The sequence below is a fragment of the Deinococcus marmoris DSM 12784 genome, assembly GCF_000701405.1.
Classification (GTDB): domain Bacteria; phylum Deinococcota; class Deinococci; order Deinococcales; family Deinococcaceae; genus Deinococcus; species Deinococcus marmoris.
The window spans coordinates 28,416-48,353 of record NZ_JNIV01000005.1; the positions used below are offsets into that span (position 1 = coordinate 28,416).

Below are 19,938 nucleotides of genomic sequence, written 5' to 3' on the forward strand. Positions count from 1 at the left end.
GTAAATATCCATCTGGCCCCATCGGTTCATTTCCGGCTGACAATGACCCATGAAAAAAGCATTGCTGCTGTCTGCCGTTGCTGCCCTGGCCCTGTCGTCCTGCGCCCCGCGCTACAACCCCAATGCGCAGAAGCCCGACGTGGACCTGTCCTGCACAGAGGTCCGCAGCGAGATCAACCGCGCCCAGTCGGCCCGCGCCGAGGCCACCAGCAACCGGGGCCTCAGCGGCCAGAATGTCGCCTGGGCTATTTTCTTCATTCCGGGGATCGTCGCCAACGAGTACACCAACGATCAGGTGCAGAAGGCCGCCGACGAACGCATTGCCAAGTTAAACCAGTTGTACGCTGTCAAACGCTGCGGCTGAGCCGTCCGTTCATCCCCCAGACCCGCCCCAGTCGGCGGGTTTTTCCATGTCTATTCCCAGCCTCCGAAAAAGGCGGCAGAGGCCACCGTCACGCCCCCCTGGCCGTGGTCTATTGCCCCCATGAAACTTCTGCTGTGGCCCGCGCTGCTGGCGCTGACCCTCTCCAGCCTCAGCCTGGGCGTCAGCACCCAGGACCATGCCCAGGCGATTCTCGAGTTCGGCCCCCGCGTGACGGGCAGCGCGGGCAACGAACAGGCCCGCATCTATCTGGAAGCGCAGTTCCGGGCGCTAGGCTACCAGACGCGCCGCGAAACGTTCAGCTACCCGCGCTTCGACGATCTGGGTTCGGACGTGCGGGTGGGCCAGCAGCTTCTGACCGGCAATGCCCTCCAGGACTCTGCGGGGGGAGAGGTCAGCGCTGCCGCAGTTCGGGTGCCGGGGGTGGGCACGCCTGCGGACTTTGCCCGCGTGGACGTGCGCGGACGGGTGGCGGTGGTGTCGCGCGGCCAGATTCCCTTTATCGAGAAGACCCGCGCAGCCCTGGCGGCAGGCGCGCTTGGCGTGGTGATCGTCAACAACAGCGCCGGGGACTTCCGGGGAACGCTGGGCGAGCGGGTGGACGTGCCCGTGCTGGGCGTGTCCCCCACGGTGGGCGCGGCCCTGCAAGACGGCCAGCCCGTGACCCTGCGCGTCCGCGTGCGCGAGGGCAACGTGCAGGCCGTCAACCTGATCGCCTTTAAGGCAGGCGTGGACAGGCCGGACGTGCTGTTCGGCGCGCATCTGGACTCGGTGACGGGCGCGCCGGGGGCCAACGACAACCTCTCGGGCAGTCTGGCGGTGCTGGACCTCGCGCGGCGGGCAGCTAGTACACCGCTGTTGGCCCGCAGTTTCTTCATGCTCTTTGACGGCGAGGAAGACGGCCTGCTGGGTTCGCGCGCCTTCGTGAAGGACAACCCTGAAGTGGTCAAGGGGCTGAAGGCCATGCTCAATCTGGACATGGTGGGCGTGAACGTCATGCCCCTGAGCGTCAGCGGCGAGGCCCCACTGGTGGAAGCGGCGCGGCGCGCGGGCGTGGAGGCCAGCGTGGGCACCCCCGGCAGCAGCGATCAGGTGCCGTTCCGGCAGGCCGGGGTGCCCACGCTGTTTTTCCACCGGGGCCTGGACAGCAATTACCACTAGCCCGGCGACACGCTGCTGGACCCGGCACTGGTGGACCAGACGGCAGAGGCGGCTTTCAAGATCGCAAACGAGGTGCTGAATACGGCCCCGGCCAGGTAATACGGCCTCCGATGGAAAGGTGTTTGAAGTATCTGAAAATTCCAGGGAAGTGAGGAAAACGGGTTCCGGGCGTGGAGTTCGGGAAGCGGAGTCGTCCCAGCTTATTCCCGTCCAGACGGCCTAGGAGCCTCCGGTTCATCGTTGCCCAGGCGCACGGGCGCGCGGCGGGTGTTCAGCCAGACCCTCAGCCTGCGCCGCAGCGTGGCGGGCAGCGCCCAGTGCTTGGCAAAGGTGGCGAGTTCGCCGGGGCCGGGGCGGGTGGAGAGCAGCGCCCGGCCCAGGATCGGCAGGCCGTGGTAATCGCCGCGCTGAACGGCGCGCGGCACCAGTTGCGCCAGCAGGAATCCGGCAAAGGCCCGGTCCGAGAGCCGCCCGGCCCCCCGGTGTTCCTGCGCCCAGTTCAGCATGGGATGCCAGATCGAGTCCCCGCTGCCGGTGGGCCGGTCCTCACCGACGTGGTAGATCGCCAGGGCGTCGGCATCCTGCGGCGACAGTTGCTCGAACCCCACACCCGCCACTTCCTCGGCGCGCAGCATCCAGTCCACGTCCTCGCTGTTTCGCAGTTCGGTGCGAAAGGGCAGGCTCAGGGCCAGGGAGCGTGGAACCATCAATAGGGTGCAGACCAGCGTACACAGCTTGCCCGTGACCGAACCGCGCACCAGCATGTAATCGCCCAGGGTCTCCTCGTCGGTCTTCTGGCGCGGCGGGCACAGCGTGTCGCCGTAGGGCGTGCGTGTGATGTAGCCGCTCAGCACCACGGGCAGCGGCCAGGCGGAGCGCTGCGCCAGTTCCATCTGCCGGGCCAGCTTCTCGGGCCGCCACAGGTCGTCGTCGTCCAGAAAGGCCACCCACTCGCCGCGTGCGTGCTGCACGCCGTAATTGCGCGCCGCAGACGGCCCCTGGTTGCTGGGCAGCGTCAGCGGGCGCAGGCGGGCGTCGTCCACCCCGGCCAGTGCCGCCGCCGTCAGGGGGTCCGGGCCATCCATGACCACCAGCACCTCCAGATGGGGATAGTTCTGGGCCAGCGCGCTCGCCAGACCCCGCTCCAGCAGCAGGTCAGGGCGCTTGAACGTCGGGATGACGACGCTGATCAGCGGCTGGGAAGGAGTCGGCAGTGAACTGTCGGGCATGGAGACCTCTGGAGAGTGGGAATGGACGATTCGGTGCTGGAAGTCGATAGAACCCACGCGAGGTGCCTCACATGAGGGGCATGGACCCTGAATATTCAAGTTCAAGTTGAGCATAGCTCTGACCGGGGCGGGGGCAAGGGTGCTTCCCGATCTTTCATGTTCCGGTGGGGACGTGGGGGATGCGGGGGCACTCCCCGGCGGCCCCCTGCCCCGCGAATGTCTGGTCCATCATGGTCCCCGCCACCCGGCGCGCTAGCCTGCCCGCCATGACCGCCCCGCTGCCGCCGGACGCCGCGCCGCCTGTCCCCATAGTGCATGGCCCTGTGCGCGAGCGCGCCCCGCTGCCGGACGTGCTGCGGGGGCTGGCCCTGTTGGGCATCCTGCTGGTCAACGCGCAGGATTTCGCGGGCTTCCGCGAATGGACCCAGACTGGACTGGACCGCGCCGTGCAGGTGCTGACCGACGTGTTTGCCAATGGCCGGTTCATCAGCATCTTCGCCATGCTGTTCGGCTGGGGGGCGGCGGGGCTGCTGCAAAAGCAGGGGTCAGGCATCTTCCTGCGCCGTCATCTCGTGCTGCTGGCGGTGGGATCTCTGCATTCCCTGCTGGTGTGGCACGGCGACATCATCTCGCTGTATGCGGTGCTGGCCTTTGCGCTGCTGATGACGGCCCGGCTGACGGTGCGCGGCCTGCTGACGCTCTCGGCGGTGCTGGGGGCGTGGTGGCTGGGGCTGGGGCTGCTGGAAGGCTTCGCCGCGCTGGCGCAGGGACTGGAGGCGGGCCGATTCTCGGGCCTGCCCAGTCTGTTGGCCGGGCAATCCTACCCGGAGGTGGTTTCTGGGCGCGCCGCCGAGTTTCTGGGCGTGCTGCTGGGAGGCGCGCTGTACAACGGCGCGTGGCTGCTGGCACTGTTCTGCCTGGGGGCGGCGGCGGGGCGCGCGGGAGTGCTGCTGCGCCCGCACGAACATCCCCGGCTGCTGCGCGGGCTGTCGCTGTGGGGCCTGCTGATCGGGTTGCCGCTGGGCGTTGTGCTGGCGTGGCTGAACACGCGGGGCGACTACGCCAGTGGCCTGCTGGCCATTCCTGTCCGTATGGGCGGTGGGCTGGCCTCGGCGCTGGGTTACGTGGGCCTGATCGGTCTGCTGACCGTGCGTGACCGTCTGGGGCCGCTGCGGGTGTTCGCGGCAGGCGGGCGCGTCGCCATGAGCAACTACATCTCCCAGAGCCTGATCATGACCGCTGTTTTCTATCCCTACGCGGGCGCGCAGTTCGGACAGTGGGGCGCGGCGCTGTCGGTGGGGCTGGCCCTGGTTCTGGGTCTGATCCAACTGCCGATCAGCGCGTGGTGGCTGCGCCGCTTTGGCACCGGGCCGCTGGAATGGCTGGTGCGGCGGGCGGTGTACTGGAAATAACGCGCGCTCAGACCGCTTGCCCATGCCACAATCCCCATATGACCTCCCCCGATCAACCCCTGCGCGTGCTGGCGCTGTGTCTGGGCAACATCTGCCGCAGCCCACTGGCCGAGGCGTTGCTGGGCCGTGAACTGGAGGCCGCCGGGGTGCAGGCCACGGTGGACAGCGCCGGAACCGGGGACTGGCATGTGGGTCGCCCCGCCGATCCCCGCAGCATTGAAGTGGCCCGCGCGCATGGGCTGAAGCTCGATGGCCGCGCCCGTCAACTGACCACGCAGGATTTCAGCGACTTCGATGTGATCGTGGCGATGGACGCCCAGAACCTGAGCGACGCCCGGCAACTGGCCCCGGCAGACGCACGGGCCAAACTCCACCTGATGCGCGAGTGGGATTCTCACGCCCCCGGCGCAGATGTTCCCGATCCGTATTACGGCGGCCAGGACGGCTTTGAGAACGTGTACATCATGCTGGAACGCAGCGCGAGGGCCTTTGCGACAGAGCAGAAACAGGTGGAGTGAAGCCTTCCGGGGCCATGTGGGAAACCGGTGAGAGGCGCAGGGTAGACTGCGGGGCATGGACAACCGCACGAATCTCGACGATTACCTCGCGGAGCTGGGCATCAGCGAGGCGGACGAGAGCGTCACGCCGCCGCCCATGCCCGATGCCTCTGATTCCGCGCCCGCCCTGGAGGCCGCCTCTACCGACGCCAGAGACGTGCTGGAACGCTTCTTGCGCGGATTGATCGCGCGTATCGATCCCGAGCTGAGCGTGACCGTGCGTGAGGTCGACGACGCCCTGGAGGCCGAGATCAGCGGTGAGAATGCAGCCCGTCTGGCCGGACGTGACGGGCGCACGCTGGGGGCCATCGAGGTCATCGCCTACACGGTGCTGTCCAAGCAGGAGGGCCGGGGAGACACCCGCGTGCGCGTGGACATCGGGGGCTTTCGCAAACGGCAGGCCGATACTCTGTCCAAGCTGGCCGAGCGCCTCGCCATCGGCGTTGCCAAGAGCGGCGAACCCCACGAGCTTCAGCCCATGCCCGCCGCCGAACGCCGCGTGATCCACATTGCCCTCAAGGAACACCCCGACGTGATGAGCGAGAGCGTGGGCGAGGGCGCGTCCCGCCGACTGGTGATCAAGCCCCGGCACAGCTAGCGGGGGCAGCGGGAAGCCTGTCTTCTGGGCAGACCAGGCCAGTTCGCCCTGTTCCTGATTCGCAGCTTTGCAAGTCCGTCCCTGTGGTCATCTCCCCTTGAAAGAAAGGGTGGCGGCTGGCGGGGACGGTCCGTTGTGCCCTCTGACCCCTGCTGAAGACGGCTGGAGACGAGATTGATTGGCGATCCGTCCCCACCTCCGTGACACTGCTGTCGCGGCGACCCGTGAGTTGGGTTCGTGTTGTCCTCACGCCAATGCGGCATAGTGGGGGTGAACGCGGGCGGCCCGGAACCATTCAAAGCCCCCGCAGGTGCCTCTGCCCCAGGTGCCCGGACTGTTTGCCGTGACCCGGTTTCCCGCAGTCTGACGCGGCCCTTCAGCTTTATTTCTCTGACGTTTCTCTTCAGCCGACTTCCGGCGCGCTCCCTTGTGGACGCATCCATAGGACACCCATGACCCGAACCCGCACAGTAGACCGTCCCCGCCCGCAAAACGACGCCCAGACCCAGCACAATCAGCCTCAGTACAACCAGAACCAGCCACAAGCTGCCGCGCAGACCGCCGACTGGCGCAAGATGCTGAGCCATGACACGCCCACCCCGGTGCAGGCCGGGGCCATTCCCGCGCTGCTGAGCGGACGCGACGTGATCACCACGGCCAGAACCGGCAGCGGCAAGACGCTGGCCTTTCTGATCCCTGCTGCCGCGCGCGGTATCGGCATGAACCCTGTGCGTGGGATGCGCCCGGAAGTGCTGGTGGTCACGCCCACGCGTGAGCTGGCCGTGCAGATCCGCGATGTGGCCCGTGAGCTGGGCATGACTGCCGGGCGCATCACCGGGGGCATCACGCCGGGGCAGACCCGCAGCGAAGCCACGGGCAAGGGCCTGATCTCCGGCACGCCGGGCCGCCTGAAAGATCTGATCAGCCGCCGCGAACTGAACCTTGCTGGCCTGCGTTACGTGGTGCTGGACGAGGCCGACGAGTTGCTGTCGCTGGGCTTTCTGAAGGACGTGGGCGAGATCCTGCGTTCGGCGCAGACCCAGAGTCAGGCGCAGACCGGGCAGAAGATCCAGATCGCGATGGCCTCGGCCACCTTCCCCGCCGAGATCCGGGGCGTGGCGCAGCAGTTCATGGTCAACCCGGAGCGTATCGACATCGCCCCCGCTGCCCGCGCCGAGAACTCCAACCAAGACGACATCCTGGGCGGCGCGACGGGGGCCACCCACCTGCTGGTCCACACCACCCGCGACGACGTGATGGACGTGGCCGCTGAGCAGGCCCGCGAGGCGCTGCGGGAGCCGGGCGGCTGCGTGGTCATCTTCAGCCGCACCAAATCCCTGGTCAAACGCCGTGCCGAACGCCTGGAACAGATGATGCCCGGCGAGATCGTCAGCCCGCTCCAGGGCAACATGGACCAGAAGAAGCGCGAACGCACGATGGACCTGCTGCGCGAGGGCAAATCCCGCGTGCTGGTGGCCACCGACATCGCCGGGCGCGGCATCGATCTGCCCGAGGTGCGTCTGGTGATCCACATGGACGTGGCCCAGACCGCCGAGGACCACGTTCACCGTTCGGGCCGGACCGCCCGCGCGGGCCGTCCCGGCGTCAATCTGGTGCTGCTGATTCCCGAACAGCGTGGCCTGTGGCAGACCGTGCGCCGCAACCTGCCGCCCGCGCTGCACCCGCCGTTGACCAATCAGGAATCTCAGGTGGACCGCAACATTCAGGAAAAGCAGGGGCGCGGCTCCGGCAACGGCCTGATGCCCGGTGAGAGCGGCGGCGGACGTGGCCGAAGCCAGGGTCAGGGTGGCGGTCAGGGCCGGGGCGGTCAGGGCGGCGGCCAGCCTCGTGGCCAGTCCCAGGGCCGTGGACAGACTGGCCATTCGGACCGGGGCCAGAGCAGCGGTGGACGTGCCGCCCAGCCTTCGGGCCAGCGGCGCTCGGAATCTGGCGGCGCTGGCACGGGTGCGGGACGTGTGGGGCCGCAGCCTGCGCGGGGCCGGGGCGGACGCGGGCGGAGCTAACCAGCAAAGAGAAGAAGGACGGGCGTGAGGGTTGGCCCGTCCTTCTTCTTTGGCGGTGGCCTGTCGGGTGGCCTTCTGGATCGTGGGGGGTTTTGGTCCGCAACGTTATTCGGGCAGCCCCACCCCCCAGCCCCCTACCCCAGGGGGGCAGGGGGAGCAGCGCTGCGCTAGGCACGAGTTCTCGGATTTTGTGGGCGGGAGAAAGCGGCGGTATCCGGGTCTGATGCCCGGCTCCGTCACGCTGAATGCGGCCCGTGCGCTACGCGCCCGACGGCCTTCGGTTGCTGTTTCGGTGGGGTTTTTCTGGTGGCTGGTGCCCTGCTCAATCGGAGTTGGCTGGCTCTACGTTCTCGCCTCCTTCGGCTTCAGCTCCGCCACCAGTTCCCGTACGGCCCGCAGCATCAGCTCGCTTTCGATGGCCTGTACGCGGGCCTTTAATTTTTCCAGGGTGTCGCCGGGACGCACGGGCACTTCCTGCTGTGCCAGACGCGGCCCCTCGTCGATGCCTGCCGTGACCAGATGCACCGTCGCGCCGGACCGGGTGTCGCCCGCTTCCAGCACGGCCAGATGCACCCGGTCCCCGTACATGCCGCGCCCGCCGTGCCGGGGCAGCAGGCTGGGATGGATGTTCAGCACGCGCCCGGCGTAAGCGTTCAGCACGCGCGGCCCCAGCTCGCGCATGTAGCCGCTGAGGATCAGCAGGTCGGCTCCCGATTCCCGCAGAACTTTGAGGATGGCGGCGTCCAGTTCATCCGGGTCCGGGTATTTCGCACCGCTCAGGTGGGCCGTCTTCAACCCTTCCTCCCGCGCCCACTCCAGCGCGGGAGAACGGCTGTTGTTGCTGATCAGGGCGACGGGCGTGGCGTCCAGTCCCCCATCCCGGCACGCTGTCGTCAGGTGCCGTGCCGCGCTGCCGCCGTGGGAGGCGAGAAAGGCGAGCTTCATGGGCAACCTGCTTCCCGCCTTCCGCTCACTTGCCCAGTTCCTGAATCAGATAGGCGCTGGTCAGAATGCCGTTGTGGTAATCCTGCACGGCAAAGCTCTCGTTGGGGCTGTGGGGGGCGTCCTCGTTCAGGCCCATGTCCACGAACAGCACCGGGCTTTTCAGAATCTCGGCGAAGTAGGCCACGATGGGAATGCTGCCCCCGGTGCGGGCAAACACGGCGGGCTTGCCGTACACGCGCTGGAGGGCGCGGTCTGCCGCCTTCACATAGTCGCTGGAGGTATCAAACTTGATGGGCTGGCCGCCGTGATGGTCAATCACCTTCACGGTCACGCCTTCCGGGGCAATCTGCGGCACGTAGTCCTGAATCAGCTTGGTGATGCGAACCGGGTCTTGACCGGGCACCAGACGCATGGAAACCTTCGCCCCGGCCTTCGCCGCGATCACGGTTTTGCTGCCCTCGCCCTGATAGCCGCCCCAGATGCCGTTCACATCCAGCGTCGGGCGGCCCCACAGGCGTTCCAGCACGCTGAAGCCTTCCTCGCCGGGCAGCGCGGACACGCCGATGCTGTTGGCAAATTCGCCGTCGTCCTGCGGCAGAGAGGCCCACATCTCGCGTTCCTCGTCGGTCAGGGGGTCAATGTTGTCGTAGAAACCGGGAATGGTCACGCGGCCCTTGTCATCCTTCAGCTTGGCGATGATCTCGCAGAGGGCGTTGATCGGGTTGGGGGCGGCCCCGCCGTAGCTGCCGCTGTGCAGGTCCCGGTTTGCGCCCTGAACGTGGATTTCCACGTAGCTCAGGCCGCGCACGCCGTAGGTGATGGTGGGCACGTCGGGGGCAAAGCGGCTGCCGTCGCTGATGACGATGACATCGCTTTTCAGCTCGTCCGCGTGCGCCTTCAGGTACGGCACGATGCTGGGGCTGCCGATCTCCTCCTCCCCCTCGATGAAGAACTTGACGTTGATGGGCAACTCGCCCTGAGACAGCAGCAGTTCCACGCCGCGAATGTGGGCGTACATCTGGCCCTTGTCGTCGGTGCTGCCCCGCGCGTAGATGCGCCCGTCGCGCACGGTGGGTTCAAAGGGGGGCGTCGTCCACTCCTCAATCGGGGCTTCGGGCTGCACGTCATAGTGGCCGTACAGCAGCACCGTGGGCTGACCTTGAGCTTTCAGGTGTTCGGCGTACACGGCGGGATGCCCGCCCGTCTCGTCCACCCGCGCCGTGAAGCCCAGCGATTCCAGTTTGGCGCGCAGAAATTCGGCGGCCCTGGTCATGTCCGCTTTGTGGCTGGGGTCTGCGCTGACGCTGGGAATCCGCAGCAGCTCAAACAGTTCGGCGTTGGCGTTTTCACGGTTCAGGGCGTTTGCGAGGTCCGTTTGGGTCATGGGGGGATGATAGAGGCTGAGGGTGTGTGGGGTGAATGGGGCCGCGCCCGCGCAAAGCTCTCCAGTGCCAGTGAAGGCAGCGCTGGAGAGCCTGGAATAAAACTGGGATAAAGGTGGGCTGACTACAAACGTGTTCGCCGCTCAGCCGCCGCCGCTCAGTAGCGGTTGAAGTAGTCCTGAATCTTGTTCAGGTCCGACGTCTTGGTCAGCGCCAGCATCAGCAGGATTCTGGCTTTCTGCGGGTTCAGCGAATCGGCGGACACATATCCCTCCTTGACGTCATCCGGTTTTGGGGTCACTGTTCCGCTGCCCGTCCGGGTGGAACGCGCGATGACCACGCCCTTGGCGACAGCGCTGGCGACGCTGGCCTTGGAAGCTGTCGTGATGGTGCCGTTGCCCGTCGCGGCCACGACGATTCCCTTGGCCCCAGCAGCAACAGCGGCGTCGTACATCGTGCCGCCGTTGCTCTGGTAGCCGTACACGATTTCCACCGGGGGCAGGCTGGTCAGGTTGGTCACGTCGAACTCGGAATCCTTGGTATGCACGCGGGCGGGCTGGTTGTAGAAATACGCCTTGCCCCCGACAAAGGCCCCCAGATACCCCTGCTCTGCCGACTTGAAGGCGTCCAGCACGGTGGTGTTGGTCTTGGTGATGAAGCGCGCCGCGCCGATGCGGTCATTGAGCAGCATCATCACGCCCTTGCCCCTGGCGTTGGGATCGGCGGCCAGTTGCACCGACTCGTAGAGGTTGAACGGGCCGTCGGCGCTGAGGGCCGAGGACGGACGCATCGCGCCCACGACGACCACCGGCTTGTCGCTCCTGACCACCAGATTCAGGAAATAGGCGGTTTCCTCCATGGTGTCGGTCCCGTGGGTCACGATCACGCCGCTGACGTCCGGCGAGGCCAGCAGCACGTTGATGCGTTTGGCCAGCGTCAGCAAAATCTCCGGGTTCATGTCCTGGCTGCCGGTATTGGCGATCTGCTCGCCCGTCACGTTCGCCACGTAGTTGACCGCTGGCACGGCGTTGATCAGGTTGTTGACGGTCTGGCTCAGCGAGTAGTTGACCACCTGCGTGTTAGAAGCCGCCGAGGACGCGATGGTGCCCCCCGTCGCCAGAATCACGACATTGGGCAGATTCGGCTTGGGTGCGGGCGCGGCAGTCGGGGCCGCTGGCGTCGCGGGTGCCGTCTGCGCCAGCGCCGAGAAGGGAGCGGTCAGCAGCAGGGCGGCGGTACAGAGCAGGGTGTGGCTGGAACGGGTCATGGCACTCCTTGAAGTGGTGGCGATGAGGTGGAACTGATGAGGGTAAAGGTGGACGGAAAGAAATAATAAAACAGATTGCTGATAGTTCCTCATTCAAAAACTGAAAGAAGACTTCTTTCTACATTTTGTTAAAAGAAAATTTTACAAAATGCAGAACTGGAGAAATCATAGCCGATCAATTCGAGAGCCTATGGACTCGAGGCCAGGAAACCTATACAGGCTGTGCAACGGCGCGGATGCCGGGGCAGCGCCCTCGCGCTCCGCCCTGCACTGCATTCTCATCAAGGTTGCTTCGGGTATACTCAGGCTACGTTATGGCCTCAGACTCTAAACATCGCCCGGTGTATGTGATCTCGGTGGCGGCGGAACTGGTGGACATGCACCCGCAGACGCTGCGCCTGTATGAGCGCAAGGGCCTGATCCGTCCGGGCCGCAGCACTGGAAAAACCCGCCTGTATTCCGAGCGCGACATCGAGCATCTGCGCGAGATCCGGCGGCTGACGCAGGAACTGGGCGTCAATCTGGCGGGTGTCGAGGAAGTGATGCGCCTTCAGCATGAGCTGGATGATCTTCAGGGCGAGTTCGAGGCCGAGATCACGCGCATCGAGGACGAGTTGCGGGACCGTGCCCTCGCCCTGCCCAGCAGCGAGGGGGGGCGCACCGATCCCCGGGACCGCCCGGTGTATGTCATCTCCATCGCTGCCGAACTGGTGGACATGCACCCGCAAACCCTGCGCCTGTACGAGCGCAAGCAACTGATCAGCCCAGGCCGCAGCAGTGGCAAAACGCGCCTGTACTCCGAGCGCGACATCGAACATCTGCGCGAGATCCGGCGGCTGACGCAGGAACTGGGCGTCAACCTGGCTGGCGTCGAGGAAATCATGCGCCTGCGCCACGAACTGGACGGCGCACGCTCGAATCTGGAGGGCAACGTGCGCCGCATCCAGGACGATCTGAGCGAGCGCATGACCAAGCTGCGGACCCTGCCCTCGCCGGAGGATGGGGCAGACGAAGGCCAGTAGGCGCGTGTCCACGGCTCCGCTTCAGAATAAGGGGGCGGGCATCGCCGTCGTTCGGGGCACTCAGGTGCTGCTGATTCGCCGCCACGACAATGGCCTGTGGGACATCCCCGGCGGCGCTGTGGAGGTGGGCGAGAGCGTGGGTGACGCGGCGCGGCGGGAATTGAAAGAAGAGACGGGATTGGAAGCCCCAGACGTTACACTCCTAGATGTGTTCAGCGGTTCAGCTCACCGGCACACCTACCCAGACGGCAACGTGGTGGATTGGGTGACAGCGGTTTATCTTGCCCGCGATTTCACCGGGACTCTCACGCCAGGAGACGACGCCGCAGAGGCGCGCTGGTGGCCGCTGGCTGGATTGCCGACAGACGTTTCCTCCGCCACCGCCGCGTATTTTGCCGCCCTGCGCGCCCGCCCTGGGGCCACGCCTTGAGGGAACTGTGGGTCATCGGGGACGTTCACGGCGCATATGGCAAGTTGCGGGCCATGCTGCTGCGCGCGGGACTGATCGACTTCGATGGCGGCTGGACGGCGGGGGACGCGCATCTGGTCTTCCTTGGGGATTACGTGGACCGGGGGCCAAAGGGCATCGAGGTCATCCGCCTGATCCGCAGCCTGGAAGTGCAGGCCGCCGAATTCGGGGGCGCGGTGACGGCGCTGCTGGGCAACCACGAGGTCATGTTCATGGCGGCGCTGCTGTTTCGCCGCAGCGATCCCAAAGACGCGCTGGGTTTCCACGAGTACTGGCAGAACAACGGCGGTCAGGAGCGCGACCTGACGCTGCTGGACCCCGGCGATCTGGCGTGGCTGGAGGCCCGGCCTGCGGTGGCCCGGATCGATTCCTGGCTGCTGGTCCACGCCGACAGCCCGATGTACCTGCGCCTGGGCGAGAGCGTCGGGGCTGTCAACGATCATGTCCGCGCGCTGCTGCTGGGGCGTGACACCGACGCCTGGGGCGCGTTTCTGAATACCTTTGCAGACCGTTTCGCCTTCGCGCTGGGCGGCGGCGAGAAGGCGGCCCGCCGGATGCTGAAAACCTTCGGCGGGGACCATCTGGCGCATGGTCATACCCCGGTTTACGTGCTGCTCGACGAGTACCTGCACGGCCCGACGCTGGGGGCAGGTGCGCCTATTCCCTACGCGGGCAAGTTGTGTGTGGCGATGGACAGCGGCATGGCCTACCGCGACGACGCCGGATTCATCGCCCGGCTGGACGATGGGGGAATCGCCGAGGTGATCTCGAACCCGGGTGGGAACCCGCCGTACTGAGGCCGTACTGGAGCGGACTCCGGTGCAGGCCGGACTGTCCGGGCCGACTGCTGAGCAGAGGATGGGGCCTCTACGTCTGGTGGTCCGCATGATCGCGGCACAGGAAAGTCCCCAGCAGATACTGTTCGCCGCCTTCCCGGTTCAGGTACGGCGTGATCAGGGCCATCAGGCCGCGCTGGAGGGTGCGCGCCTCCTGCGGCGTGGCGCGGATCAGGTTCCAGCCGGAGAGGATCAGCGTGGCGTCGTCTGCCAGCGGGTCCCAGATCTGCCCGTCCGGCGAGGCGATCTCGTAGTACGTCTCACCCGAGGGCAGCGCTCCGGTGAGTGCCCCCCAGTCCGGGGCGAAGCCGTGCCGCACCGAGGCCGCGAAGCTGCGCTCGAAACGGTGCAGTTGCGTCAGGCGGTTGCGCTCACCGATCTCCTCCAGTCCCAGCACATGGAACGGCACGAAGAATGTCGCGGGGGCGCGGTAATACCGGATTGCCCGGCCCGCCCGCCGCTGCTGCCGGGTTTCTTCCAGGAGGCCCAGCGCCACGAAGCGCGCGACGAGCTTGTAGGTGGCCGTGATTCCCAGGCCCAGCCTACGCGCGGCTTCCGACACGCACGCTTCGTGGCCCATGAACGGTGCGAGGCGGCGCAACTCGTCGCGGCTGGTGACCACCTCTGCCTGCCGCCGCTCCGTGATCAGGGTGTACGGCGGGCTGCTTCCCCCAGAGGCTTTCATGGCAAGCAGCCTAGCTCCTAGCCTGGAGGCATGAAACGTCTGCTGCTGCTGGCTGTCCTGAGCCTCCCTGCCGTCATGCCGGGTTCCGCTCTTGCTGGGGGAAACGAACCCGGCCCGGTCACCCAGGCGTTGACCCTCGACTTTGGGGGTCAGGCCACCCACGCCGAGTTGCTGCGGCCCGCTGACGGCAGGCCTGCTCCGCTGATGCTGCTCGTGCAGGGCACTGGCCCCGAGGACCTGAACGGCAGCTTCCAGACTTATGGTGGTCGGGTTCAGGGATCGCTGGGGACGCTGGCGCAGACGCTGGCCCGGCAGGGCTTCGCGGTGATGCGGTTCGATAAACGTTACGCGGCGGCCACCTTCGATCCTGCCACCGCACAGGCCGCGCAGGAAAGTTACGCGAAACTGACCATGAAAGACCTGCTGGCCGACGCGGGGACGGCGCTGGAGACGGCGAAAAAGCAGCCGGGCATTGACGCGAAACAGGTCTTCATCTACGGCTGGAGCGAGGGCAGTGTGGTGGCGGCGTCGCTGGCGCAGGCGGTGGGCGCGCAGGGCCTGATCGTGCAGGGGCCGGTGGTAAATTCCTTCGCCGATGCCTTTACCCACCAGTTCGAGCGGGTGGGACTGGCCTACCTGAAACCCTATGCCCCGGATGGCAAGATCGATCTGAAGGGTGTGGTGGCCTCGCTCTACGGCCCCGGCTCGGCCCTGGCGAGAACGCAGGGGCAATTCCTGCTGGCCCGCGACAGCGCCCCGGATGTGCCTAAACTTGCCGCCGTGCTGGACACCAACGGCGACGGCAGGATCGATCTGCGTGCCGAAGCGTTGCCGATGGTCCGGGCGTTCTATGCCCAGAGCGTAGCCCAGTCGCCGCTATATGCGCCCGCCACGACGTTGCCCACGCTGGGCGAACTGGCCCCCAGGCTCAAACTGCCGGTGCTGATCTTGCAGGGCGAGAACGACGGCAACATCGATCCAGCCGACGCGAGCCAGTTGCATACGGCCCTAACCGCCGCTGGCAACGCCGACCACACCCTCAAGCTGTATCCCGGCCTGGGCCACAGCCTCGGTCCGGCGAAGGACCTCACGCTGGACAACTTTGCCCCGATGGCGCGCGGGCCGATGAACGACATGGCGGCGTGGCTGCGGGCAAGGGCACGCTGAGCAGTTCATACGGATTCCGGTGAATGGTTCAGTCCCCGGACCCCTGATACGCCCGCCGCAACACTTCCGCCACTTCCGGGCGGGTGAATTCGGGCGGCAGGTTCTCGCCCGCACGCAGCTTCTCGCGGACCTTCGTGCCACTTAAAACGAGGTGATGCGCGGCATCATGTGGGCAGGTGCGGGGGCTGACCAGTTGGGCGCAGGACTGGCAATAGAAGGTGTGTTCAAACTTCAGGATGCGGATACCCAGTTCCTCGGCGGAATAGGCGCTGAAGATGTCCTGCGCGTCGTAGGTACCGTAGTAACTGCCCACCCCTGCGTGATCGCGGCCCACGATGAAATGGGTGGCCCCGTAGTTGCGCCTCGAGAGCGCGTGAACAATCGCCTCACGCGGCCCGGCGTAACGCATGGCGGCGGGATAAACGCTCAGCAGGGTGCGGGCCTGCGGGTAGTAGCGGTCCAGCAGGACCTCGTAAGCTTCCACGCGCACGTCGGCGGGCACGTCGTCGTTCTTGGTGGTGCCCACCAGCGGGTGCAGCAGCAGGCCGTCCACCAGTTCCAGCGCCACCTTATGCAGGTATTCGTGCGCCCGGTGAATGGGGTTGCGGGTCTGGAAAGCCACCGTGGTACGCCAGCCCCGCGCCTCAATAACCTCGCGGACCTCGGCAGGCGTGCGGTGGTGCTGGGGAAACGCGCCGCGCGGCACTTCAAACAGCGTGACGGGTCCGGCCAGATTGATCTCGCCCTGCGCGTACAGCGCCGCCACGCCGGGATGGGCGGCCTCCTCGGTGCGGTAGACCTCGCGGGCCTCCCACTGCTTGCGGGCCTCGAACTGCTCCTGCACGTCGATCAGGCCCACCGCCGTCCCGCCACGGGTCAGGACCACGCGGCCCCGCAGGTCACGGGCTTCCAGCCGTGAGACAGGCAGCGTGATGGGCAGGCTCCAGGGCGTGCCGTCTGCCAAACGCAGATGCTCCACCACGTTCAGATAATCGGCCTCGCCTAGAAAGCCCGTCAGCGGCGAGTACGCGCCCGTCGCCAGCAATTCCAGATCGGCGGCGCTGCGCTCGGACAGTTCCAGACGGGGCAGGCCCCTGAGTTCAGCCTCGGATACGCGGTTCACCTGATGGACCAGCGTACCGCCCAGCGGCGTGGGCAGACCAGTAACGGGATGGGGCAGGGTGGGCATGGGGTTTCTCCTGGGTAGATCGTGAAATGGATGGCAGCAGTGGATGAAAAGAGTCAACTATTGGCCGAAAAAAAGAGATCAGAGCTTGCCGTCGCCAGTCCACAGCCCGCATTCGGTCTTGCCTTGCCCGGCCCAGCGTCCAGCGCGGGCGTCCTCGCCGGGGCGCACGGCGCGGGTGCAGGGCCAGCAGCCCACCGAGAGGAAACCGTCGGCGTACAGCGGGTTGACAGGAAGATCGTGTTCGGCGGCATAGGCTTCCAGATCAGCGCGGGTCCATTCGGCCAGCGGGTTGATCTTGATTCTTGCGCCGCCTGTCTCCACAAACGGAATGTCGGCGCGGGTGGCGGCCTGATCGCGGCTGCGGGCATTCAGCAGGGCGGAGGGGTTGCGGCGGCGCAGATACTCCTGAAGCGGCGCAACCTTGCGGGCCGCGCAGCAGGCGTCGGGGTTGGCCGCGTACAGTTCTGGCGGCGTGCGTCCGTCTTGCGGGGATGCGCCCGCGTTCAGCGTCACAAATTCCAGTTCGGAGTACCGCGCCGCCAGTCGGTCACGGGTCTGGAGCGTTTCGGGAAAGTGGTAGCCCGTGTCCACGAACACCACCTGCCCCCGGTAACCCGCCCGCACCGCCAGATCAATCAGCACCACGCCATTCAGATTAAAGGCGCTGGGCATCAGCACGTCGGGGTGGCTGGTGATGGCCCAGTCGATCAGGGCGAGGGTTTCTGACGTCTTCCCACTTGTGGGAGAGTCTGGCAGAAGGGGCAATGCGGCTGCGAACCTGCTCACCCCCGCTGTCATCCTTCCCCCAACGCCTGCAACAGCCTCCGCAGCCCTTCATCCACGCTGATCTCATCGGTTTTCAGGTGCAAATCTGGCGTCTGCGGGGCTTCGTAGGGATCGCTGACCCCGGTGAAGTGCTGAATCTCGCCCGCGATGGCTTTCAGGTACAGCCCCTTTACATCCCGCGCCGTGACCACTTCCAGCGGCGCGTCCACGAAGACTTCCAGCGTGTTGGGCAACTCGGCCAGCACCTCGCGGCGGGTGTCGGCGTAGGGGCTGATGGCGCTGACCAGCACGGTCACGCCGTGTTTTGCCAGCAGGCCCGCCACGAACGCGATGCGCCGAACATTGGTATCGCGGTCCTGGCGCGAGAAGCCCAGGCCCTTGCTCAGGTTTTCGCGCACGGCGTCGCCGTCTAGCAGTTCCACCGCCACCCCGCGTGCCTCCAGTTCGGCGTGCAGCGCGGCGGCCAGCGTACTTTTTCCCGCCCCGCTGAGGCCAGTGAACCAGACCACGCGCCCCGTCTTCACTTCTTCAGCGTAGAGCGTGCGCTCCAGCGTGGCGGTCATGCGCCCACCAGTTCGCGCTCATTCAATCCGGCGTTCTGTTCGGCCAATACGGTATCCGGCAGGAAGTGTTCGTTGCCCCGGCGGTCTGCATACTCCACGAAGCTCTCGCCCTCGGACTTGTTGGCCTTGAAATCAGTCAACACCTTATCGGTGTACTCGGTCAGACGGACGGCGGGAACGATCCCCTTGAGCTTGGCTCCCGTCCGCTGCGCCTGCCCGATGCTGCCCGCGAGGTGAACGTTGTAAACCTCTTCTTCACCTCTCAACGCTCCCATGAACCCAAGATCGGCCACCTGATAGCGCGTGCAGGCATTGGAGCAGCCGGTCAGGTTGATCACGAATGGCACGTCCAGGTCGCTGTGCAGCGGCTCCAGCGTGTCGATCATGCCTGCCACGCGCGCCTTGGTCTCGGTGTGGGCCAGACGGCAGAACTGCGTGCCCGTGCAGGCAATCGTGGTCCCGCGCAATGTGGCTCTGGGCGCGAGGTCCAGCCTCTCCAACTCGGCCACCAATGCGTCCACATCCTCGGTTTTGACATGCGGAATCATCATGTTCTGGAAGGCGCTGGTGCGGACCACGCCTTTGCCGTAGCGTTCACTCAGATCGGCCAGCGCCAGCGCTTTTTCTGGGTTGATGCGCCCGACGGTGGTGGTCAGCACCACGTAATTCAGGCCATCGTGCTGCGGGTTGACGCCCAGCACGTCGCTGCCGCCGAAGCGGGCCACCGGGGCAGAGGGGCCGTCGCGCAATGGGCGGCCCAGGTACTCGCTTTCCACGATCTCGCGGAACTTTTCCACACCCAGGTCCTTGATCAGGTACTTCAGGCGGGCCTTCTTGCGGTTCAGGCGGTAGCCGTGATCGCGGTAGGCCCCGGCAATCGCGCGGCCCACCTCCACCACTTCATCGGGGCGGATGAACACGCCCAGGCGCTTTGAAAGGTGGGCCACCGCGCCCAGGCCGCCGCCCACCCACACGTCAAACCCGATCTCGCCCTCAAACTCATGGGCCAGAAAGCCGATGTCGTTGATCAGGTGGATGCCTTCCAGTTCGGGGGTGGCGGTAATGCTGATCTTGAATTTGCGGGGCAGGTCTTCAAAGTCGAGGTTGCCGCTCAGGCTGCCTTCCATCGCCAGGGCCAGCGGGCGCACGTCAATTCGTTCGCGGGCGTCCAGCCCGGCCAGCGGCGAGGCGATCACGGCGCGCACGGTGTCGCCGCAGGCTCCGCGCGTGTGCAGGCCCACGGTATCCAGCCGGTCCAGAATCGCCGGAATGTCCTGAATCCGCAGCCAGTGAAACTGGAACGCCTGACGGTCCGTCACGTCAAGCAGTCCGCGCCCGTAGTCCTCGGCAATGCCCGCCACCACGCGCAGAGCGCCCGCACTCAGCTCGGCGGTGGGCACCTTGACGCGCATCATCAGAAAGCCGTCCTCGATGGGGCGCTGGGGATACACTCCGGCCCACTTCAGCAGATCGATCTTTTCCGGGTCAATCGCTCCGGCGGCGGCGTACTGCGGGATCAGGTCGAAGATCTGGAAGGGCGGCAGCTCTTTTTTCAGGGTTTCGATGTCGGACATGGGGAGACCTCGGTGGGTAGAGAAGATTGGGGATTCAGCGGCTGAGGACGGCGTAGCGCAGGCGGCGGTACTGGAAATACATCAGGCAGCCCACACAGATCTTCTGGCTCAGGTTCAGCCCTGCCAGGGCGATGACCATCACGCCCAGGCCCAGGCCCAGCAGCGGCCACCCGGCCAGCATGGCCAGGGCAGAGGCCAGCAGAAACACGCCGCCCACGCCCTGCGCGAAGTGGTGGGCGCGGGGGTCTTCATCGACGACTTCGGGTTGTAAACCCAGCCGCCGCCCGAACATTCGGTAGGCCGCCCGCAGCGGCGAGAGGTCCGGGCGCACGGCCCCCAGCAACATGGCCGCGCCCAGCAGCAGCGTCAGGGCGCTCAGGCCGGAAATCAGGGTTAGCAGCGTCACGCCGATCACCGCGTACTGGTTGAACTTCAGGGCGCTCAGGTCCGTTTGGGCAGGGGCGGCAGGGGCGAGGGCAATCATCGACCAGAAAGGTAAACCTTTATTGATGATAAAACAAGTCAACTATTGGTGTGTGGACTAGATGGGTAGGCCTATGGGCCTGGGTGGGCGCGGGGGCAGCAGGGACCCGCACGCTGCACAGTCGCCCTGGCCCGCTGCACAATCTCCTGAGCTGCGGCGGGCGCTGCGCCGTCGTCTGCCCCGGAGGCCCAACCCAGATCAATTCT

The 19,938-nt window shown here is 66.2% G+C and carries 20 protein-coding genes; 10 read left to right on the forward strand and 10 right to left on the reverse strand.

Going from position 1 to position 19,938, the window contains the following annotated elements; genetic code table 11:
- Positions 1–49: 49 nt before the first annotated feature.
- Together Q319_RS24135 and Q319_RS24140 are read left to right on the forward strand one after the other, a co-directional pair.
- The gene (locus Q319_RS24135; protein ID WP_034413314.1) at positions 50–364 is read left to right on the forward strand and encodes a hypothetical protein; all 315 of its coding nucleotides are present in this window, start codon (positions 50–52) and stop codon (positions 362–364) included.
- A 120-nt stretch (positions 365–484) separates the two neighbouring features.
- Positions 485–1,543, forward strand: a complete 1,059-nt coding sequence (locus Q319_RS24140; protein ID WP_245618883.1) for a M28 family metallopeptidase — start codon at positions 485–487, stop codon at positions 1,541–1,543.
- 200 nt (positions 1,544–1,743) lie between these two features.
- Here Q319_RS24140 and Q319_RS0101545 read toward each other — a convergent pair whose 3' ends face one another.
- Complete coding sequence (locus Q319_RS0101545; RefSeq protein WP_051655006.1) at positions 1,744–2,772, reverse strand: glycosyltransferase family 2 protein; 1,029 nt, start codon at positions 2,770–2,772, stop codon at positions 1,744–1,746.
- Between the two features lie 266 nt (positions 2,773–3,038).
- Between Q319_RS0101545 and Q319_RS0101555 the strand changes: the two genes are divergently transcribed.
- The 4 genes from Q319_RS0101555 (at position 3,039) to Q319_RS0101570 (ending at position 7,363) form a co-directional block, all read left to right on the forward strand.
- On the forward strand, positions 3,039–4,184 hold the full coding sequence (locus Q319_RS0101555; RefSeq protein ID WP_029480043.1) for a DUF418 domain-containing protein: 1,146 nt from the start codon (positions 3,039–3,041) through the stop codon (positions 4,182–4,184).
- A gap of 38 nt (positions 4,185–4,222) precedes the next feature.
- Positions 4,223–4,702: a low molecular weight protein-tyrosine-phosphatase gene (locus Q319_RS0101560; RefSeq protein WP_029480044.1), complete on the forward strand. Its 480-nt coding sequence runs from the start codon at positions 4,223–4,225 to the stop codon at positions 4,700–4,702.
- 55 nt (positions 4,703–4,757) lie between these two features.
- Complete coding sequence (locus tag Q319_RS0101565; protein WP_029480045.1) at positions 4,758–5,339, forward strand: Jag family protein; 582 nt, start codon at positions 4,758–4,760, stop codon at positions 5,337–5,339.
- Positions 5,340–5,791: 452 nt separating this feature from the next.
- Positions 5,792–7,363 (forward strand): DEAD/DEAH box helicase, encoded by a 1,572-nt coding sequence (locus Q319_RS0101570; protein ID WP_029480046.1) that lies wholly within the window; start codon positions 5,792–5,794, stop codon positions 7,361–7,363.
- A 342-nt stretch (positions 7,364–7,705) separates the two neighbouring features.
- On the opposite strand, the gene purN is transcribed toward Q319_RS0101570, so the two are convergent.
- The 3 genes from purN to Q319_RS0101585 form a co-directional block, all read right to left on the reverse strand.
- The gene (gene purN / locus Q319_RS0101575; protein ID WP_029480047.1) at positions 7,706–8,308 is read right to left on the reverse strand and encodes a phosphoribosylglycinamide formyltransferase; all 603 of its coding nucleotides are present in this window, start codon (positions 8,306–8,308) and stop codon (positions 7,706–7,708) included.
- Positions 8,309–8,333: 25 nt separating this feature from the next.
- Entirely contained in the window at positions 8,334–9,692 is a 1,359-nt protein-coding gene (locus Q319_RS0101580) for a dipeptidase (RefSeq protein ID WP_029480048.1), read from the reverse strand.
- A 155-nt stretch (positions 9,693–9,847) separates the two neighbouring features.
- A complete protein-coding gene (locus Q319_RS0101585; RefSeq protein ID WP_029480049.1) occupies positions 9,848–10,957 on the reverse strand; it encodes a type II asparaginase in 1,110 nt (369 codons plus the stop codon).
- Positions 10,958–11,271: 314 nt separating this feature from the next.
- Between Q319_RS0101585 and hspR the strand changes: the two genes are divergently transcribed.
- From hspR to Q319_RS0101600, 3 genes are read left to right on the forward strand one after another with little or no spacing between them, the layout of a single operon-like run.
- A complete protein-coding gene (gene hspR / locus Q319_RS0101590; RefSeq protein ID WP_029480050.1) occupies positions 11,272–11,979 on the forward strand; it encodes a heat shock protein transcriptional repressor HspR, fused homodimer type in 708 nt (235 codons plus the stop codon).
- 4 nt (positions 11,980–11,983) lie between these two features.
- A complete protein-coding gene (locus Q319_RS0101595; protein ID WP_245618885.1) occupies positions 11,984–12,409 on the forward strand; it encodes an NUDIX domain-containing protein in 426 nt (141 codons plus the stop codon).
- Positions 12,406–13,245 carry a metallophosphoesterase gene (locus Q319_RS0101600; protein ID WP_029480052.1) on the forward strand — a complete coding sequence of 280 codons (840 nt, stop codon included), beginning with the start codon at positions 12,406–12,408 and terminating at the stop codon, positions 13,243–13,245. Before Q319_RS0101595 ends, Q319_RS0101600 begins: the two co-directional genes overlap by 4 nt.
- 70 nt (positions 13,246–13,315) lie before the next feature.
- Here Q319_RS0101600 and Q319_RS0101605 read toward each other — a convergent pair whose 3' ends face one another.
- Complete coding sequence (locus Q319_RS0101605) at positions 13,316–13,969, reverse strand: hypothetical protein (RefSeq protein ID WP_245618887.1); 654 nt, start codon at positions 13,967–13,969, stop codon at positions 13,316–13,318.
- 30 nt (positions 13,970–13,999) lie between these two features.
- Here Q319_RS0101605 and Q319_RS0101610 point away from each other — a divergent pair, with 30 nt between their 5' ends.
- Entirely contained in the window at positions 14,000–15,136 is a 1,137-nt protein-coding gene (locus Q319_RS0101610; protein WP_029480054.1) for an alpha/beta hydrolase family protein, read from the forward strand.
- Between the two features lie 28 nt (positions 15,137–15,164).
- Here the strand turns inward: Q319_RS0101610 and sat are convergent, their stop codons facing one another.
- The 5 genes from sat to Q319_RS0101635 form a co-directional block, all read right to left on the reverse strand.
- On the reverse strand, positions 15,165–16,325 hold the full coding sequence (sat, locus tag Q319_RS0101615; protein WP_029480055.1) for a sulfate adenylyltransferase: 1,161 nt from the start codon (positions 16,323–16,325) through the stop codon (positions 15,165–15,167).
- Positions 16,326–16,403: 78 nt separating this feature from the next.
- Positions 16,404–17,090, reverse strand: a complete 687-nt coding sequence (locus Q319_RS0101620) for a phosphoadenylyl-sulfate reductase (RefSeq protein ID WP_245618889.1) — start codon at positions 17,088–17,090, stop codon at positions 16,404–16,406.
- A gap of 29 nt (positions 17,091–17,119) precedes the next feature.
- Positions 17,120–17,674 carry an adenylyl-sulfate kinase gene (gene cysC / locus Q319_RS0101625; RefSeq protein ID WP_029480057.1) on the reverse strand — a complete coding sequence of 185 codons (555 nt, stop codon included), beginning with the start codon at positions 17,672–17,674 and terminating at the stop codon, positions 17,120–17,122.
- Complete coding sequence (locus tag Q319_RS0101630) at positions 17,671–19,248, reverse strand: nitrite/sulfite reductase (RefSeq protein WP_029480059.1); 1,578 nt, start codon at positions 19,246–19,248, stop codon at positions 17,671–17,673. Before Q319_RS0101630 ends, cysC begins: the two co-directional genes overlap by 4 nt.
- Before the next feature lie 34 nt (positions 19,249–19,282).
- Positions 19,283–19,732, reverse strand: a complete 450-nt coding sequence (locus tag Q319_RS0101635; RefSeq protein ID WP_029480061.1) for a DUF4395 domain-containing protein — start codon at positions 19,730–19,732, stop codon at positions 19,283–19,285.
- Positions 19,733–19,938 lie beyond the last annotated feature (206 nt).

Excerpts from the sequence above, each read along its gene's own strand:
- Q319_RS24135 (WP_034413314.1), top strand. The coding sequence starts at position 50 with ATGAAAAAAGCATTGCTGCTGTCTGCCGTTGCTGCCCTGGCCCTGTCG.
- Q319_RS24140 (WP_245618883.1), top strand. The coding sequence starts at position 485 with ATGAAACTTCTGCTGTGGCCCGCGCTGCTGGCGCTGACCCTCTCCAGC.
- Q319_RS0101545 (WP_051655006.1), bottom strand. The coding sequence starts at position 2,772 with ATGCCCGACAGTTCACTGCCGACTCCTTCCCAGCCGCTGATCAGCGTC.
- Q319_RS0101555 (WP_029480043.1), top strand. The coding sequence starts at position 3,039 with ATGACCGCCCCGCTGCCGCCGGACGCCGCGCCGCCTGTCCCCATAGTG.
- Q319_RS0101560 (WP_029480044.1), top strand. The coding sequence starts at position 4,223 with ATGACCTCCCCCGATCAACCCCTGCGCGTGCTGGCGCTGTGTCTGGGC.
- Q319_RS0101565 (WP_029480045.1), top strand. The coding sequence starts at position 4,758 with ATGGACAACCGCACGAATCTCGACGATTACCTCGCGGAGCTGGGCATC.
- Q319_RS0101570 (WP_029480046.1), top strand. The coding sequence starts at position 5,792 with ATGACCCGAACCCGCACAGTAGACCGTCCCCGCCCGCAAAACGACGCC.
- purN (WP_029480047.1), bottom strand. The coding sequence starts at position 8,308 with ATGAAGCTCGCCTTTCTCGCCTCCCACGGCGGCAGCGCGGCACGGCAC.
- Q319_RS0101580 (WP_029480048.1), bottom strand. The coding sequence starts at position 9,692 with ATGACCCAAACGGACCTCGCAAACGCCCTGAACCGTGAAAACGCCAAC.
- Q319_RS0101585 (WP_029480049.1), bottom strand. The coding sequence starts at position 10,957 with ATGACCCGTTCCAGCCACACCCTGCTCTGTACCGCCGCCCTGCTGCTG.
- hspR (WP_029480050.1), top strand. The coding sequence starts at position 11,272 with ATGGCCTCAGACTCTAAACATCGCCCGGTGTATGTGATCTCGGTGGCG.
- Q319_RS0101605 (WP_245618887.1), bottom strand. The coding sequence starts at position 13,969 with ATGAAAGCCTCTGGGGGAAGCAGCCCGCCGTACACCCTGATCACGGAG.
- Q319_RS0101610 (WP_029480054.1), top strand. The coding sequence starts at position 14,000 with ATGAAACGTCTGCTGCTGCTGGCTGTCCTGAGCCTCCCTGCCGTCATG.
- sat (WP_029480055.1), bottom strand. The coding sequence starts at position 16,325 with ATGCCCACCCTGCCCCATCCCGTTACTGGTCTGCCCACGCCGCTGGGC.
- cysC (WP_029480057.1), bottom strand. The coding sequence starts at position 17,674 with ATGACCGCCACGCTGGAGCGCACGCTCTACGCTGAAGAAGTGAAGACG.
- Q319_RS0101630 (WP_029480059.1), bottom strand. The coding sequence starts at position 19,248 with ATGTCCGACATCGAAACCCTGAAAAAAGAGCTGCCGCCCTTCCAGATC.
- Q319_RS0101635 (WP_029480061.1), bottom strand. The coding sequence starts at position 19,732 with ATGATTGCCCTCGCCCCTGCCGCCCCTGCCCAAACGGACCTGAGCGCC.